Origin of the sequence: Bacillus sp. N12A5, assembly GCF_026790125.1 — a bacterium.
Lineage (GTDB): Bacteria > Bacillota > Bacilli > Bacillales > Bacillaceae > Bacillus.
On sequence record NZ_JALAMR010000007.1, the window covers coordinates 138,940 to 155,448 of the forward strand.

15 protein-coding genes are annotated in these 16,509 nt (G+C 46.6%); 5 read left to right on the forward strand and 10 right to left on the reverse strand.

The window, feature by feature from the left end:
* Positions 1–19 precede the first annotated feature (19 nt).
* From MOC09_RS08720 to cypD, 4 genes are all read right to left on the reverse strand, one after another.
* On the reverse strand, positions 20–988 hold the full coding sequence (locus MOC09_RS08720; protein WP_268363017.1) for a GDP-mannose 4,6-dehydratase: 969 nt from the start codon (positions 986–988) through the stop codon (positions 20–22).
* Positions 989–994: 6 nt separating this feature from the next.
* A complete protein-coding gene (locus tag MOC09_RS08725) occupies positions 995–1,759 on the reverse strand; it encodes a glucose-1-phosphate cytidylyltransferase (protein WP_268370228.1) in 765 nt (254 codons plus the stop codon).
* A gap of 237 nt (positions 1,760–1,996) precedes the next feature.
* The gene (ltaS1, locus tag MOC09_RS08730) at positions 1,997–3,916 is read right to left on the reverse strand and encodes a lipoteichoic acid synthase LtaS1 (RefSeq protein WP_268370337.1); all 1,920 of its coding nucleotides are present in this window, start codon (positions 3,914–3,916) and stop codon (positions 1,997–1,999) included.
* A 436-nt stretch (positions 3,917–4,352) separates the two neighbouring features.
* On the reverse strand, positions 4,353–7,538 hold the full coding sequence (gene cypD / locus MOC09_RS08735; protein ID WP_268370230.1) for a bifunctional P-450/NADPH--P450 reductase: 3,186 nt from the start codon (positions 7,536–7,538) through the stop codon (positions 4,353–4,355).
* Positions 7,539–7,687: 149 nt separating this feature from the next.
* Between cypD and MOC09_RS08740 the strand changes: the two genes are divergently transcribed.
* Positions 7,688–8,758: a DUF3900 domain-containing protein gene (locus MOC09_RS08740; protein WP_268370232.1), complete on the forward strand. Its 1,071-nt coding sequence runs from the start codon at positions 7,688–7,690 to the stop codon at positions 8,756–8,758.
* A gap of 36 nt (positions 8,759–8,794) precedes the next feature.
* Here the strand turns inward: MOC09_RS08740 and MOC09_RS08745 are convergent, their stop codons facing one another.
* On the reverse strand, positions 8,795–9,904 hold the full coding sequence (locus MOC09_RS08745) for an FAD-dependent oxidoreductase (RefSeq protein ID WP_268361403.1): 1,110 nt from the start codon (positions 9,902–9,904) through the stop codon (positions 8,795–8,797).
* A 149-nt stretch (positions 9,905–10,053) separates the two neighbouring features.
* Here MOC09_RS08745 and yetL point away from each other — a divergent pair, with 149 nt between their 5' ends.
* On the forward strand, positions 10,054–10,557 hold the full coding sequence (gene yetL / locus MOC09_RS08750) for a transcriptional regulator YetL (RefSeq protein ID WP_268361406.1): 504 nt from the start codon (positions 10,054–10,056) through the stop codon (positions 10,555–10,557).
* 116 nt (positions 10,558–10,673) lie between these two features.
* Here yetL and MOC09_RS08755 read toward each other — a convergent pair whose 3' ends face one another.
* From MOC09_RS08755 to MOC09_RS08765, 3 genes are all read right to left on the reverse strand, one after another.
* On the reverse strand, positions 10,674–11,318 hold the full coding sequence (locus MOC09_RS08755; protein WP_268361408.1) for a Bax inhibitor-1/YccA family protein: 645 nt from the start codon (positions 11,316–11,318) through the stop codon (positions 10,674–10,676).
* A gap of 107 nt (positions 11,319–11,425) precedes the next feature.
* Positions 11,426–11,593, reverse strand: a complete 168-nt coding sequence (locus MOC09_RS08760) for a YezD family protein (protein ID WP_268370234.1) — start codon at positions 11,591–11,593, stop codon at positions 11,426–11,428.
* A gap of 156 nt (positions 11,594–11,749) precedes the next feature.
* Complete coding sequence (locus MOC09_RS08765; protein ID WP_268361410.1) at positions 11,750–12,622, reverse strand: STAS domain-containing protein; 873 nt, start codon at positions 12,620–12,622, stop codon at positions 11,750–11,752.
* A gap of 196 nt (positions 12,623–12,818) precedes the next feature.
* Here MOC09_RS08765 and MOC09_RS08770 point away from each other — a divergent pair, with 196 nt between their 5' ends.
* From MOC09_RS08770 to hmoA, 3 genes are all read left to right on the forward strand, one after another.
* Complete coding sequence (locus MOC09_RS08770; RefSeq protein WP_268370236.1) at positions 12,819–13,445, forward strand: hypothetical protein; 627 nt, start codon at positions 12,819–12,821, stop codon at positions 13,443–13,445.
* Positions 13,446–13,540: 95 nt separating this feature from the next.
* Positions 13,541–13,903 carry a VOC family protein gene (locus tag MOC09_RS08775; protein WP_268361413.1) on the forward strand — a complete coding sequence of 121 codons (363 nt, stop codon included), beginning with the start codon at positions 13,541–13,543 and terminating at the stop codon, positions 13,901–13,903.
* Between the two features lie 93 nt (positions 13,904–13,996).
* Complete coding sequence (hmoA, locus tag MOC09_RS08780; RefSeq protein ID WP_268361415.1) at positions 13,997–14,320, forward strand: heme-degrading oxygenase HmoA; 324 nt, start codon at positions 13,997–13,999, stop codon at positions 14,318–14,320.
* Positions 14,321–14,358: 38 nt separating this feature from the next.
* Here hmoA and MOC09_RS08785 read toward each other — a convergent pair whose 3' ends face one another.
* Both MOC09_RS08785 and lplD read right to left on the reverse strand, forming a co-directional pair.
* Positions 14,359–15,054 (reverse strand): DUF421 domain-containing protein, encoded by a 696-nt coding sequence (locus tag MOC09_RS08785; protein WP_268370238.1) that lies wholly within the window; start codon positions 15,052–15,054, stop codon positions 14,359–14,361.
* 106 nt (positions 15,055–15,160) lie between these two features.
* Positions 15,161–16,501 (reverse strand): alpha-galacturonidase LplD, encoded by a 1,341-nt coding sequence (lplD, locus tag MOC09_RS08790; protein WP_268370240.1) that lies wholly within the window; start codon positions 16,499–16,501, stop codon positions 15,161–15,163.
* Between the last annotated feature and the right edge of the window lie 8 nt (positions 16,502–16,509).

A 16,509-nucleotide genomic window follows, 5' to 3' on the forward strand; every position in this document is an offset into this window, starting at 1 on the left:
ATGTTCACCTCGTTTCACATTACTTTTTGAAGAATTCCGTATACCACTCAATCGTTTTTTCAAGTCCTTCATCAATGGTGTAAGCGGGTGCCCAATTCAGCAGCTTTCTTGCTTTTTCCGCGGATAAATACTGATGTTTGATTTCATTGCTTCCCTGGTTCAGCACCTTTGGCTTTAGGCTGCTGTTCATTTTCTTCAATATTTTTTCTACCAGCTCAAGGACAGTCAGCTGGATTTCATTGCTGAAGTTAAAGGCCTCTCCAGCAAGGTTGTTTTCTTCCATTTTTTCTGCCAGAAGCAAATAAGCCTGAACGGCATCCTCAATATAGAAGTAGTCACGGACAAAGGTGCCGTCACTGCGGATTTCCGGCGCTTCGCCGTTCAGCACAAGCTGAATCGTCTGCGGAATGATGCGGTTGAAGTTCAAATCCCCGCCGCCGTACAGGTTCCCGCAGCGCGTAATGCAGACCGGAAGCCCGTACGTGTGGAAATAGGTGTGGCTAATCAAATCTGCACAGCTTTTTGAGACATCATACGGATGCTTGCCTTGCAACGGCATATTCTCATCGTACGGAAGGTTTTCTTGATCGCCATAAGCTTTATCACTTGATGCGACAATCACCCGCTTAATTAATGGATGCTTCCGGCAGGCTTCGAGAATATTCCACGTGCCAAGGATATTCGCTTCAAAGGTAGAAATCGGATTGCGGTTTGCCACGCCGACAATCGCTTGTGCAGCGAGGTGAAAGACTGTATCAATTTCATACTCGCCAAGCGCTCGTTCAATCACAGGCAAGTCTTCAAGAGAGCCACGCACGATGTTCATTTTCTTGATATGGTCTCCCTGATAAAGGTTGGATTGCGGCACATGATCTCTGACAAGCCCTGTAACATTTGCGCCCTGCTCAATCAGCTCTTTCACCAAGTAGCTTCCTAAAAGACCTGTACACCCCGTGACAAATACGTTTTTATTTTTCCAGAAACTCAAATCAGTTCACCATACCTTCCATACTTGTTGTCCTTGATCCCACATTTTGTTGACTTCTAAGAGATTTTTATACGTATCGATGGCCGTCCAAAATCCGTAATGGCGGTACACGGCAAGTTCTCCGTCTTTGGCAAGGTTCTTCAGCGGTTCATCTTCGAACATCATGTTCCCGTCTTTCGGCAAATAATCGAAAACCTTGGGGTCAAGAACGAAGAATCCGCCGTTGATGATTCCGTCACTCGATGTCTTCTCCGAAAATGTTTTCGCCATGCCGTCTACAACCGTCAAGGTGCCGAACTGCGTGGTTTTGTCAATGCCGGTGACAGTCGCGGCAGCACCTTTTGTCTGATGATAGCTGATGAGATGAAATAGATTGATATTGGCCAGCCCGTCCCCATAGGTGAGCAGAAACGTTTCATCGCCGATATAGTCTTTCGCCTGCAGGATTCTCCCGGCTGTCAGCGTGTCTTCCCCTGTCTCCAAAAACGTAATTTTCCACGTTTCAGGCTGCCCCAGCATCTGCACCTCTCCTGTAGAGCTGTCGAGTGTCAGGCTGTTGTGCTTCCATTCATAGTCAAGAAAGTATTCCTTGATTTTTTCGCCTTTATAGCCCAAAAGCAGAATAAACTCGTTTACTCCGTAGTACTGATAGATTTTCATAATATGCCATAGAATCGGTTTGCCGCCTATCATGGCGAGCGGTTTAGGAATGTTATTCGTGACTTCACTCATTCTCGTTCCTTTTCCGCCGCAGAGAATGACCGCTTTCATCTCTACCCCTCATCTCTATGAATATTGAGTTCGAAACCTGGTACATCTTTACAATCTATCAAGGCGTTTCCCCGATAATTTGTCCGATATCAATACCGGTTTCAAAATCTACTGTAATGATATGAGAGAAAGGCGGCCTTGGTGACCAAATGGAATCTATTTTTTCAAGTTGGTTATGTAACCAAAAAAAAGAGCCTTGAGCGAAGGCACTATGCCCGCTCAAGGCTCTTTCTCGTCTTATTTGATTTCTTTTTCCTTGCCATAATGATATTCAGATGGGTCAACAGCTGTAAAGTCGCTGAGTTTGTGGAATCTCAGCAAGTCTTTGTACAGGACACTGTCTGACAGGCTCAGCTGCTGATTCACTCTTGTTTTTAGATTCTTCGTTTCTTCATTCGCTTTCAGTTTTTTACCAGTCTTCGTATCGTAAATGACATTGTCGACAGATGTGTACTTCGGCGTCACGAAGTCTCCGTTTCTGAACGCCACTGTATCATCGTGGTCTTTAGAGAATAAATCAGTACCGAAGTTAATGTATTTCTGAGAATCAATTCCCTGTAAGTGCAGAAGTGTCGGCATGACGTCAATTTCCCCGCCATACGTATGGTTCACTCCGCCTTTTTTGCCAGGAATACGGATCATCAGCGGCACACGCTGGTTCTGCGCGTTTTGATAATCTGTGATTTCTTTTCCAAGAATCTCTTTCATCGCGCGGTTATGGTTTTCAGAAATACCGTTATGGTCACCGTAAATCATGATGACTGAGTTGTCATACAGACCGGCTTCCTTCAGCTCCTTGAAGAATTGCTCAAGCGACTCGTCAAGGTAACGGGCAGTCTGGAAGTAGCTGTCAACTGTGTTATCGCCAGTTGTTGCTTTCTTAATGGACGCGTCCTTTTCATCCAGATTAAACGGATAATGGTTTGTTAATGTAATCAAATGCGCATAAAACGGCTGTTTGAGAGATTCAAGTTTTGGAATCGATTCTGTAAAGAACGGTTTATCCTTGAGTCCCATATTAATGACGTTTTCATCTGACATATCATAAGTGCTTGCGTCAAAGAACTTGTCATAACCGATATGTTTGTAAATCTGGTCACGGTTCCAGAACGATTTGTAGTCACCATGCAGGACGGCGCTTGTGTAGCCTTCCTTCTGATTCAAAATCGCCGGAAGCGACTGATAGGTGTTTTCGCCTTTCGTCACAAACGCGGAGCCTTCAGGAAGGCCGAAGATGGAGTTATCCATTGTCAGCTCGGCATCAGATGTTTTTCCTTGGCCTGTCTGATGGAAGAAGTTATCAAAATACGTCACATCTTCTCCGCCGTGTGCGAGTTTATTTAGGAAAGGCGTCACCTCTTCACCATTCAGCTTGTAATCAATCAAGAATGACTGGAAGCTTTCGAGGTGAATCTTAATGATGTTTTTGCCTTTGGCAGCACCGAAGTATTCGGCATTCGGTTTTGCATAATGAGACGTTGTGTAGTTCTCAACGCTTGTTAAATCATCGCTGCTCGCATAGGCTCTTTGTGTTTCCGTTTGAGCCGTCTGCACGCCGTCATAAATAGTGTAATTGTAAAGACCTAAATATTTCACGATATAATTGCGGTCAAACGTTCTTGTCAGCAGCTGCGGACGGTCTTTTTCCGCATAGTGCAGGTTGATGAAAAACAGTGCGACCCCGGAAAGGATCACCAGTGACGCAAAACGTTTTTTCATTTTGTATTCTTTTAATTCAGGTCTCCAGATCAATACCGCAATCAAAAGAATGATATCTAAGAAATAGAAAATATCATGACCGGCCATGATACTGAAAATCCCGTCTCCCATGTTTCCGACATTGCCGGACTGTTTAATGTTCGGGAACGTCAAGAAATCATCAAAGAAACGATAGAATAAAATATTAGCATATAACACAAATGTCATCACAAAATCGATAATCAGCATGATAATGGCTGATTTACGCCCTTTCGCCAGCAAAGCCAGTCCTAAAAAGAAGACGGCGCTTGAGAACGGGTTAAATATCAGGAGGATCTCCTGAGTTGTGCCTTTTACCCCAAGATTAAATTCAGTCTTGTAGGATAAATACGTTTTTGCCCAAAACAGTATAACAGCCAGCACAAAAAAGCTAAGTTTGTAAGAAAAAAGTTTCTTCATGGCAACCTCTACTTTCTTAAACACTTTAAGTTCTTTATTCATATTTACCTGCTCTTTATCCTGTCTTCCTATTCCTTCTTTCCAAACAAAATCAAGGCATCACACAACAATAAATACACCGCGGTAACCCCCGGAATAGTTATGTTTTGCACCATACCATTTTTGTTACACCTATTTCAAACCAAACACTGGACGAAAGAAGCCTTCATTTCGTTTCACTTTTTTTCTCAGAAAATAAAAAAGGGTTTCTTTTGTCATGTCTGCCGTGGAAAAAAGAAATAGATACCGAGTATAAGAATAACATAAACTAGCAAAAACGAAAAATAGGTTTTTCAGACAGCCCGCCCTTCCGCGGACTGTGGTTATTGTATGCACTTACATTTAGCTACATCACCATTTTTTTAAAGGACAAAAAAAGACTGGATGTCTCCAGTCTTTACAGCCCCGACCAAACATCTTTTGCATATATACCGGTATCCTGCAGATGTTTCAGCCAGTTTTCCGCTTCTTGTTCGCTGGTGCCATGAACAGACGCATGCGCTTTTTGCAGAGCGGCCTCCACATCTGGGGCCATTTTGCTGCCGTCACCGCATACATAGAGCCTGCCTCCGCGGTCAAGAATTGAGATTAATGTTTCTGCATGGCCAGCCATGAGGTGCTGGACATACGTTTTCGGCATGCCTTCTTTTCGGGAAAAGGCTGTGTGGACAGTGACGATTCCGTCTTTTTCAAACTGCTCAAGCTCTTCTCGGTAAATAAAATCCTGATCGTTTCTGCACCCAAAATAGAGATGGGCTTCACCGAGCGTTTTCCCCTCCCGCTTTAAAGCTGTACGGGCTTGGAGAAAACCGCGGAATGGCGCTACTCCTGTGCCCGGACCAACCATAATAATTGGAGTTTGAGGGTCTTCCGGAAGCTGAAACCGGGATTCCGGTGTGCGGACAAACATCACAACATCATCACCCGCCTTGCGTTCAGCCAAGTCGTTAGAAGCCACGCCCCTGTATTCGCCAAGGCCGCTCCAAGCAGGACCGCGCACAACACCGACTGTAATGGATGCGCGCTCCGGATTCACCCTTGGAGAGCTTGAAATTGAATAATATCTCGGTTTTAACGGCCGTAAAAGCTCTAAAAATCGTTCAAACGGCATGTCGCACGCTTCATACTTTTCAAGCAGATCAAGCATGGAAATCCGTTTTTTCAATATTTGTTCCTGATAGACACCCTCTGCCGCAAGCTCTTCTAATTCCCGTTTATGCGGCGGGCAAACTGTATATGCCGCCAGCTCCCGTATTTGTGCCCTTGTAGCCGCTTCCTGCACCTCGACACTGTAGCTGAGAAGATCTTGCAGGCTGACAGGCCGCTCCAAAGGCAGATGCCCCGCACTGCGCCCGCTTGCTGACAATGTCACTTGGTCGGTACCCTTCAGACCGAATCTGTTAAGAATCCGGCTGACATTGGTTTGGCTGTTCCTCGGCAATATGCCAAGGTGATCGCCCTCCCGATATTCAACATCCGGCGGCAATGCAATTTCGATATGGCGAGTGCTGCGATCGCTGTCTGCGGACTGGAGTTCACGATTTTCGGCAATGGATGCATGAGCCGCTTCGTACGATCGGGCCAGCGGGGACTCTCCAAGCCCTCTCACAAACTGAAGGCTCAGGGTGCTTCGTTCCTTATCGGCGTTTTCATTAAGCTCTAGTCCGAATGCTTTGATGGCGTCCGCCCACATGCTTTCTTTCCACTCGTCAAGCTGCCCTTCAAAATCACCGCTGACATCACCTTCTCCGCGCGCAGAAAACCGAGTCGCGCCTTTCTTCGCAAGCTGTTCATCAATGAATCTTGGTACGTACTGATACGTGCTCGCCCAGTTGTGGTCGCCGCAGCCAAATACCGCATAATGGACGCCCTCAAGCTCCCCCGGTTTGATTTCTTGAATCCACTGCACAAACTGTCCCGCATTGCTTGGCGGTTTTCCGTTATAGGAAGAGGTCACAATGACAACCGCTCCCTCTTTCGGCAGCTTTCCAATTTGGTCATTCAGAGGTGCCGTCTCCGTCCTTACGCCGTGAAGACTGGCTGTATCAGCAAGTTCCTGGGCGACGCCTTCTGCGGTGCCAGTATCAGAGCCATACAGGACGAGAAGCGGCCGGTTGTTGAGGCCAATGACAGATGCGCCCTTTGTTTCTGTTTTCTCTTTTTGCTTATCAGGCGCGGCCTTTTCAGCTGCCGGGACATCCGCATGAATGGCTTCCTGATGCCTGGTTTGAACCCTAATGTGAAAATCGCCCGGCTTGAGTGTCAAGGTTTGTTTAATATCAAGCTCATAATTTTCATGATCAATCAGCGTGAAATATTTTAAGATCATGCCCAGCACAAGTGTGGCTTCATGAAGGGCAAACTGCATGCCGATACAGGCCCGCTGTCCATTCCCAAAAGGTTTGTACGCATGATGAGGCACTTGGTCCTGGTGTTCAAACCGTTCCGGCCGAAATTCCTCGGCATCCTCTCCCCAAGCGTCCCGATCACGGTGAAGCTGCGGAATCAGCACAGAAATTCTGTCTTTCGTCGTAATCGGGTACTTTCCGCCAATGACTGTGTCTTCCTTTGGATAAAGGCTGAAAGCCGGAGCCGTCGGCCATAAGCGCAGTGATTCATTTAAAATCATCCGTATGTATTTCAGCTCGAGCACTTGTTTATAGGTCGGCGCTGCATCCGTCAGTACCCGGTCAACCTCTTCATATGCCTTTTTCAGTTTGTCAGGATGGTTCAATAAAAAGTAGATCGCAAAGGATAGCAGGCCGCTCGTTGTTTCATGTCCGGCTATCAAAAACGTAATGATTTGAAAACGGATATTTTCATCGTCAAGCTTGTCGCCCGTTTCCGAATCTTCCACATTCAGCATGCGGGCGAGCAAATCTTTTTCATCCTGGTCTCCATTCGACCTGCGCTCCGCTATAATGCTGTCAACTAGCGAAAACATCGTTTGAATATCATGATGAAATTGCCGTTTTGTTCTGACCATGAGTTTATCTTGAACATCGAGCCGCTGCATCTGGTGCATCGCTTCATCAAGCGCCCGCACCATGCTGTTGATAAACGGGTGTGGCGTTTCTCTGTAGTAGCTGTTAAAACGATAGTTAAATCCGCACAGTCCAATGGTGTCGAGCGTCAGCCGGGTCATATCTGCTGGGACATCGACTGCTTCCTTTGGGTTGAGCCTGGCCCATTTTTGAATGAGCTGAACGGCGATATCAACCATTTTCTCATGGTAGTCCTTCATGGCCCGCTGGCTGAACGTCGGCATCAGAATGTTGTGCGCTTTTCTCCAGTTAGGCTCGTGCGTCCAGCTTGTAAACAATCCGTCACCGGAAAACGCGCGAACCTTTTCCAAGGCGCCTTCAATGCTTTTGTCGAACCGCTCTTCATCACAAACCTCTTTCACCAATTCATGGCCGGACACCACAATCGTCGTGCCCGCGGGTGTATGGATTTGAAAAATCGGGCCCTGCTCTTCCGCCAGTTTGATCAGCGACAGTGTTGGTTTGTCCTTATCAATTAAAGGCAGATTTCCGAGCGGCCCAAACGTCTTCGGCTGAGGAATCGGGCTTGCTTTCTTCATCGAACCATTCCTTTCCGTATGAAATGCCTTCTATCTGACTACATTTCCCTTTCATGGCCATGATTATTCTGTTCTCCCAATTGACGCATGATCGCTGTTTTTTCTATACTTGAGAAGCTGTACAATACGTTAATAAGGTGAGTTCATATATGGATTTTGAAATTCGGTTTTTATCCTTTTATGTCATACAGGTGGAAGGCAAAGATGAGCAGGCGAACAAACAGTTCAAGCACTTCCAGACCCTTGATACGGGTGAATTTGAAGAAAGCGAGCTGAAGGACTTTCTCGACGGGGAGCTGAAAAAAATCGTCAAACGGAAAGCAGACCGCCATCCGCAGTCCGAGCAGGTCCCGACGAAAATCGGCCATTTTATCGTCGAGCCCGGCCATGAGCTCGATTCCAACCCAAACTACAACATGTTCAACCGTGCGCGTCTGGCGGAAACAAAAGAAGACTTCAACGAGCTGAGCGAGCAGTTCGTCCGCACGTACCTCGACACGAGCGCGGTTCGCGGCGGCGTGTTCCTCGTTGCTTCAGCCGTACCGAGAAAATACTTTGACGAGTCATTTGTCTTCATTATGAAATGTGATTTTGAGCCGAAGGTCGCCCGCATCTCTGACGCGTCTTCTCTCATTAAAAAAGTCGAAATGGCGATCACGACAAAAAACATGAAAAGCATCCAATACCCGTACATGCCGGAGGAAGGAATGATCGAGGAAGGCGAGCTGAAAATCCACCAGGCCTCGCACGCCCGCTATTTTGAGGACTTTCTGAAATTCGTCGAATACGGAGAATCGATGCCGGAAATCATGAAAACCCAGGTTATGAACATGGTGCAGGAGCACGTCTACGAGACATTCGAAGACAACAGCGAGGAGCTCAAGCAGTTCGAGCAGGACATTGAGATTTGGGAAGCGAGCGAAAAACGGGAAATCCAAGAGCGCCTCGACACCCATCAAGTGATCGAAGCCTCCGCCCAAATCATTGAGCACATGCCCGAGGCCGAGCTGAAAATGAAAGTCGGAGACACCGAGATTAAGGGATTGCTAGCGGATTTTGGCGATTCAATTCATCTCGCAAAAGTGAACGGGCGCTATGTCGCGCTGATTGAAGCCGAGACGATTTCGTTTGAGAAGGGCAGTTCGCCGGTGGAGTTTTATAAGCCTGAGGGGCTGCATGAGGTGATTGAGCGGATACGTAATAAAACAGAGCAAGAATAAAAAAAGTCCAGAAATCACTTTCTGGACTTTTCCTCTTTAATACCTCTCTCTCAACACCGCATAGCACTCCCCAATCAATTCTTCCGCTCCCGGCTCTCCTTTCAGCCCGCGGCGGACGATTTCTGAGGAAAGGTTCTGGACTTTGAGCGCTCGTGGGGCTCTTCTTTTGTAGTACGCCTGAAATGCTGTTTCGTGGCCTTCATGGTTTTTGAGTTCTTCGGCGAGGACGATGGCATCCTCGATCGCCATTGCCGCTCCTTGCGCCAAGGTCGGCGCTCCAGCGTGGGCGGCGTCTCCTCCGATGACGACGCGGCCTTTGTGCCATGGCTCCTGCACGGCGACCTGCTCCAGTTTGTTAAAGATGACAGGATGCTGTTTTGACATGTGCTTTGTGACAAAATCCAGCCCCGGAAAACCAGAAAGAATCTCTTTTACTCTATCAAACCGGGTATCTTCCTCATCCCAGTAATCACTCGTGCAAGGCTGGAGGACGAAGACATAGCCGGCGTGTTCCGCCAATGGAACGACGCCAATTTGTGTATCCCCGCTTCTATACATTAATGTCGCGTCCTCAAATGTAAAATCAGGAAGTTCGATATAAAAGCGCCACGCCCCCATGCCAAGGTACTCTTTTTCTGTTTCCTTTTGCAGCATTCTATCGCGAACAACGGAGTGAATGCCGTCAAAACCCGCCAGAATGTCAGCCTGCAGCTTTTCTCCATCTTCACATACGGCAGTGACCGCTTCAGCTGTTTCTTCATAGGAGACAACCTTTTTCCCCCACTTGATGTCTACACCCGCCGCCTCGGCATGCTTCTTGAGAATGTCATTTAGCGTTTTGCGCAGGATATTATTGCGTCCCGGCAGTGTATCGTCTAAAAAGGATTCGCTGACTGTAAACAGGAGATTCCCCTGTGCATCAAACGTTTTAAACCACTCTGTTTGAAAGCCATGCTTACAGCACTCCTCGAACACGCCCAATTCTTTCAAGACGGCCATTGCGTTTTGCGGCTGAAGAATTCCCGCACCCGTTTTGCGGTTTTCTGAAGCCGCTTCACACAAGGTGACGGAAAACCCTGCTTTACTGAGGGATATGGCTGCTGACAAGCCGCCGATTCCGCCTCCTGCTATCAAAATATGTTTCATATGTAATACCACCTTTTCAGCTTTATATGTAGTTAGGCACCTAACTACATTACCTTACTATGTTGAGTGAAAAGCTGTCAATCCAGGTTGCGTTACGATTTCCGCTCCTTTATAATCGTGTCACTACTAATGTACAGGAGCTCATTGCAATGGAATTAAAACATTTACCGAAATATAAGCATATAACAGAGCACGCCGAGACGTATGCCAATATAGACGCCGGCTCTCTTGAATTGTTTTTATCTCTTTTTGATATCTCTAAAAAAATGAATCATGTGATGGAGCATTACTTCGCAGGCCGCGGGCTGTCAGAAGGAAAATTCAAAATCCTGATGCTGCTCTTTGATGCCAAGGACCATACGTTAAGTCCGACAGAGCTTGCCAACCAATCCAACGTCACGAAAGCAACGATTACAGGCCTGCTGGACGGGCTGGCGAGGGACGGTTTTGTCAGCCGCAGGCACCACACAGAGGATAAACGAAAAATCAGCATTGAACTGACAAAGGAAGGCAAAGAACGGCTGGAGCAATTTCTGCCTGGCCATTTCAGCAAAATCTCCGCGGTGATGGAAAACTACAGCGATGAGGAAAAAGACATGTTCGTGAAGATGCTGGGTGATCTTTTTGAAAGGCTCAGCGTGTTTAAGGACTAAAAAACCCATCTCATCAAATGCACAGGCGCCACACCTGACAAAATGACAGCCGCCCACCTTCACCTGCCTTGTTGTGTATGAAAAAAAGCGCCTATCCAAAGACAGGCGCTTTTTCATTAATCATCACTGCTCAAAATGCCAAAGAAGCGAAGCAGGTTGATGAACAAGTTGATAAAGTCAAGGTACAGCGATAATGCCATTACGGGGATTAAGTCTTCCGTAATGTGGCGGTGTTTGATTTGGTTTAAATCATACAAAATGTAAAGAGAAAAGACGATGGTTCCGATCACGGAATACGCCATCATCGCCGCTGAGTTTAATGGGCTGAAAATGTTGAAAATACCCACCACCATCAGCGCGAGCACCGCTACCAGCAGAAATGACCACAGGAAGGATAAATCCTTCTTCATTTTTGCGCCGATTGTGCCCAAAACAGCAAAAATGACAAATGTAGAGCCAAAAGCTTCAAGCACGACATAGGCGCCGGCGATGGAAGCATAGTGGCTGACGATCGGAAATAAGGTAATGCCGGAAACGAACGCGAATGTATAGACAAACGCATATCCGACCGCTTTTCTTCTGCGCATCCAGAAGGCCAGAATAATCATCGCCACTTCAAGAATAGAAAGCGGCAGCATCAAAGCGACAGGAACAAATTGGCCGATAAAAAGGCCGACAGTCGCGATCAGCAATGTGAAGACAAAGACTGTCAAAATGCGTTGCATGATCGATTGCTTACTCTCGTGAACCGTAGCTTGCATGTCAAAAATCCTCCCAAAAAATGATCTTAAAGGTCTATTATATAAAAACTGGATGAAATATGTATATGTTTTAAGGAGAATTTAATGAAAACAAACCCTTTACGCCCTCACTTCGTTTCTTTCCTTTTCAGCAAAAAACGGTGCTTTTCTATTTTCTCAATTTGGGTCACCTGAGAATCATGAACCGTAATCTGAACGGTGCCGAAATCGAGCGTTTCCAGCGAGCTGATTATCTTTTCAATCACTTCAGGATCAATCGTTGATTTTGAAACCAATAGACCTTCCCCCTGTTCGAATATGTTTTAATTCATAGTATTCTTATAAGAATTATAATATTATGTTTTTTTTGATAAATCAATGGTGATTTCTGTTTGAATGAAAAAGGCATATGATCATCCGACGCCGGACAATCATATGCCTCATTGAACTTTCTATTTGTTTTCTTCCAATTCCTCAACAATACAGCGGACACCCATGTTTTCTAATGCCTGCTTCAGCGTGCCGTACGTTTCATATTCACTGAAATCAAGCCCCAATTGAATTGATGTTTGTGCCACATCTGGACGAATCCCTGAAAAGACAGCTTTGACACCCAGTAAGAAAAGCGTTTTAGACAGGTTGTACAGTTGCTGCGCCACCATGGTATCCACAATCGGAACACCCGAAAGATCAACGACAAGGCTTGTAATTTTTCTCTCGACACAGCGGACTGGCACTGTTTCTAAAATGATCTGGGCCCGTTTTGTATCAATGGAACCGATAAGCGGCAATATCCCGATTCCATCAGCAATGGAAATCACAGGGCAGCCCAGCTCAGAAATCAGTTCCTGCTGAGATGTGAGCCTCATCAGCATAAATTTTTGGTACTGCTCAGAAAACTCAATAATCAGCTTATCGAACGACTGATTCACTATGCGGTTCCATCGGTCGGCATCATCATTGGTGACGATATCTTGATGCTCTTTGATAAACGCAACGACAGCATCCCAGAATGAGATTCTAGAGTTTGATATGGCTTCTACAACCTCATGAACCTGAACATCTTGCTCAACCCTGTTTTTCGCAACGCTCTGCGCCCATTTTGCCATATGTTCTTGAAACTCGGTTTGATCCTCCAGAAATGCGCTTGCGATTGTTATATTGGTAAACGTATGCTGCTCGGTTAAGAGCTTTTTCGTTTCTTCACTTAAATGGCTGGCGGAATATAGCTCTCCTTTCAGCTGACATCGCAAGCTGAACCATTTCTCAGTAATATCCGCAGTGTGGTCTATGATATATTGATATAATAATTGATCGATATTCACGGTCTGTCTCCTTTTTCATAATAGAAGCTCTTTCATTATAAAATGATAAATCGGAATTGTGAATGGGACTAGTGAAAAATCAAATGATTCTGCATTCTGAACACATTCCAATTTCAACCATAGGCGAATACACCAATAAATGCCCGCATGCATAGACTGCAAATGTACAGTTTACAATGAGAAAGGACGTTATCACATGTATTATGTTGATCCTTATATGTTTGCCGGGCATTTTTATGATCCTTGGCCTGCTTTTGAATATGAATACCGCTATCCAAATGGTTACCCATGGTCGGGCATCGGCGGCGGGGCTGTGCCTGGTACTGGCGGCGGATCCGGCCCTGGCATCGGCGGCGGGGCCGGCCCTGGCATTGGCAGCGGGGCTGTGCCTGGCTTCGGCGGCGGGGCCGGCCCTGGTATTGGCAGCGGGGCTGTACCTGGCTTCGGCGGCGGGGCCGGCCCTGGTATTGGCGGCGGGGCTGTGCCTGGCTTCGGCGGCGGGGCCGGCCCTGGTATTGGCGGCGGGGCTGTGCCTGGCTTTGGCGGTGCGCCACAGGGCCCCCCGCCTTCCCAAATACCAGCGAAGCCGCAAAAGCCGCAGGGTGCTCAAGGAGCTGCTTTTTTAGTTGAACCCATCACCATTCGGCCTTGCCTCTTCCGGTTTACCTATGTTTGGTTAACCAACGGCCGCTCATTTTGGTTCTTCCCGATCATTCTTGGCAGAAGATCCGTCGGCGGCTTTTATTGGGATTCTTCACGGCGCCGCTGGGTTTATTTCGCCTTAGACACAAATCTGATAGATGTTGTGAGCTGCTCGTATTAATCGACAATCAGCCGGGTTTTCCGGCTGATTTTTTTATGTTACTTCAGCCGTAAACAGGTTATAGTATCATTATCTTTCAAATTGGAGGTTTTCCTATGATCAAACAAATTGGCACTGTCGCTGTCTATGTTGAGGATCAACAGAAAGCGAAGCAATTTTGGGCGGAGAAGGTTGGCTTTGATATTGCGGCAGACCACCCGATGGGGCCTGAGGCAAGCTGGCTGGAGGTTGCGCCAAAAGGAGCCCAGACCCGTTTAGTGATTTACCCGAAAGCCATGATGAAAGGCTCTGAACAAATGAAGGCTTCTATCGTGTTTGAATGTGAAGACATTTTTGGTACATACGAGAAAATGAAAGCAAACGGTGTAGAATTTCTCGGAGAGCCCAATCAAATGGAGTGGGGCACCTTCGTTCAATTTAAGGACGAAGACGGCAATGTGTTTTTATTGAAAGAATAACGATGCGGCGGCTATGCCGCCATGCGCTTTCTTTGACATTGAGAATGAATTTCATTTACAATCATAATATATGAGAATGATTGGAGAGAGACGATGTTTGTTCAATTGAGAAAAATGACGGTAAAAGAAGGCCATGCAGATCAAGTCATAGAACGTTTCAGCGCTGAAGGAATCATTGAAAAACAAGAAGGCTTAATTGATGTAACAGTGCTTGAGAAAAACGTCCGCCGCGGTGATGAGGAAGTTGTTGTCATGATTCGCTGGGAATCTGAGGATCACTGGAAGCAATGGGAAAAGAGCGATGCGCATATCGCCGGCCATAAAGCGAACAAGGGGAAACCAAAGCCTGACTATCTAATCAGCACTGAAGTGAGCATGTACCACGTAAGAGCTGTTAAACAAGGAACTCACGAATAATAAAAAGAGCTTGCACCTGCTGCAAGCTCTTTTTTGGGTCAAGATGAACTGCTTTCTTCATATGTGACGACATAAAGCGGCTGGTTGGCATGCCATTCCGCGTATAAGATATCCTCAGCCTTTTCAACTCCGTGCTTTTGCAGCGATTGCTTTAGCCATTGTTCATCCACGCCCGCCTCCACCAGGTTGTCAAACACAATCTCCCCATCAAGAATTAACGTAATCGGCAAAGATACGTCCTTAGGCGGAAGGTTCATATCTTTTCTGGTCGGTTTGCCAAAATCAGCCTTCGGGAGCACACTGATCATCCCGTTTGTTTCCAAAATCGCATATTCCACTTCCTGAATCGAAAAACAGCCGGCTTGCCTCAGGAGGCTTTGCAGCTGATTAATATCGAGCTTATTTTTCTTCAGCATCTTGTATTTCAGCTTTCCTTTATGAATCACTATATTCGGTTCGCCTTCCAGAAACTTTCTGGTTCCTTTGAGTTTTTGTGTGATTAATTCAATCAAAAAAATAAGAAGGCCCCATAAAAGAGAAGAAAAAATAATTTCTTTTATCTTGATTTCATGATCATAGACGGCGTTTCCGACCAGTTCTCCTAAAATTAAAGCAGAAATAAAGTCGAACGGCGTAATTTGAGAGAATTGCGTTTTCCCCAGAAATTTTAAAATGATAAATAAAATGCCAAGACCGCAAACTAATTCTATTGCTACATTCAGATAATCTCCCACGTTGATAGCACCTACTTCTTAAAAGCTACTATCATTATGGTCAACTGCACTCTTTCTAAACCGGAACTTCAGATTTCGAAAAAAAAGCGGCCCATCGGCTTTCTTTTTACATCGTTTGGTGCTTTGCCAGCATGTCATGAAATAGCTGCGCTGCATCACTGGGGTCAATCGTGACAAGCGGATCATTGAGGAAGGCCTGTAACGCAAGGCGGCGATCCTTTGTTAAAGCGGCCTCCGCCACTGCCTCCTGATTGGATACGTGCCTGGCCGCCAGCATTTCCACACCCTTCGGCAGCGCTCCGGAACAAATCGGCTGAACACGGTTCCGTGTGATGAATGCGTTTGTTTCGACAATGGCCTGTAAAGGTAGGTTCGAGACTTGCCCTTGATTCGGCATATTGAGATTCGTGACGAGTTCACCCAATCCGAGGAGAGCCGCTATGATGTTCACGCCTTCTTCTCCCGAGGCTTTCCCGGCAGCGCCCTGTTTTTGTACAATTAATCGTTCTGTTTCTTTTCGTTTCTCATCTCTGTCTTGTTTTCTGAAAGATATAGGTGTGAGATGAAATTTCCATGCTTCAGGCTGTTTGAGGTATGGACCGGGAAGAAACTCTGCCAGATGCCTGTCACCCGCAGCAGGGATGGCGCCATACGTTTCAAATAAATCAAATGCAACACGGTGTGCCGAACGAAAGACGCTGTCCCTCCAGCTCTCCCCCTCCAGCTCATATCCCGATTCCCCATAATGTGCGCTGAATTCATGGAATATAGGCAGCAGGTCAATATGGCGGTAAGAGGCTTCTGTGATCCATGTAAAATGGTTAATGCCAAGTACATTGACGCGGATCTCTTCGCGCCGCAGCACCTCCACGCCAAGCCTTTCTGTGACCATTTCCGCCAGCAGCTTTTGCGTTCCGAATACTTCGTGGCAGCAGCCAATCGCTTTGATGCCGGGAAAGACTTTATAGAGGACTCTTGTACAGACAGACATTGGATTTGTATAATTAATCACCCATGATTCGGGTGCATAGTCTCTTATTGCCCGGGCAATTTCCGCAAACATCGGGGCTGCTCTTAAGCCTCTGATGATTCCGCCCGGCCCGACAGTATCACCCACAGATTGATAAATGCCGCAGCGCTCAGGCAGGTGAACATCGATTTCCATGTCATCCAGCGATCCCGGCAAAATGGAAATAATGACGATATCCGCGCCCGATAACGCCTTTTTCAAAGTAGAAACCGCTTCGTACCTCCATCTGCCGTCTCCGCTGTGATTGCCGATCACTTCATTTTTCTGAGCCGCTTCAAAATCAAGATCATAGAGCGCCACCGTGCCTGACATCCGTTCATCGACCGACAGATCACTCATCAGGCTTCTGGCCCAGCCTTGGGATCCCCCGCCGATATAGGCAATTTTAATGTGATCTAACGTACCGATATGAAACACTCCCTTTC

Excerpts from the sequence above, each read along its gene's own strand:
- MOC09_RS08770 (WP_268370236.1), top strand. The coding sequence starts at position 12,819 with ATGTATTATGTTGATCCTTATATGTTTGCCGGGCATTTTTATGATCCT.
- ltaS1 (WP_268370337.1), bottom strand. The coding sequence starts at position 3,916 with ATGAAGAAACTTTTTTCTTACAAACTTAGCTTTTTTGTGCTGGCTGTT.
- MOC09_RS08755 (WP_268361408.1), bottom strand. The coding sequence starts at position 11,318 with ATGCAAGCTACGGTTCACGAGAGTAAGCAATCGATCATGCAACGCATT.
- MOC09_RS08740 (WP_268370232.1), top strand. The coding sequence starts at position 7,688 with ATGGATTTTGAAATTCGGTTTTTATCCTTTTATGTCATACAGGTGGAA.
- MOC09_RS08775 (WP_268361413.1), top strand. The coding sequence starts at position 13,541 with ATGATCAAACAAATTGGCACTGTCGCTGTCTATGTTGAGGATCAACAG.
- yetL (WP_268361406.1), top strand. The coding sequence starts at position 10,054 with ATGGAATTAAAACATTTACCGAAATATAAGCATATAACAGAGCACGCC.
- MOC09_RS08725 (WP_268370228.1), bottom strand. The coding sequence starts at position 1,759 with ATGAAAGCGGTCATTCTCTGCGGCGGAAAAGGAACGAGAATGAGTGAA.
- cypD (WP_268370230.1), bottom strand. The coding sequence starts at position 7,538 with ATGAAGAAAGCAAGCCCGATTCCTCAGCCGAAGACGTTTGGGCCGCTC.
- MOC09_RS08745 (WP_268361403.1), bottom strand. The coding sequence starts at position 9,904 with ATGAAACATATTTTGATAGCAGGAGGCGGAATCGGCGGCTTGTCAGCA.
- hmoA (WP_268361415.1), top strand. The coding sequence starts at position 13,997 with ATGTTTGTTCAATTGAGAAAAATGACGGTAAAAGAAGGCCATGCAGAT.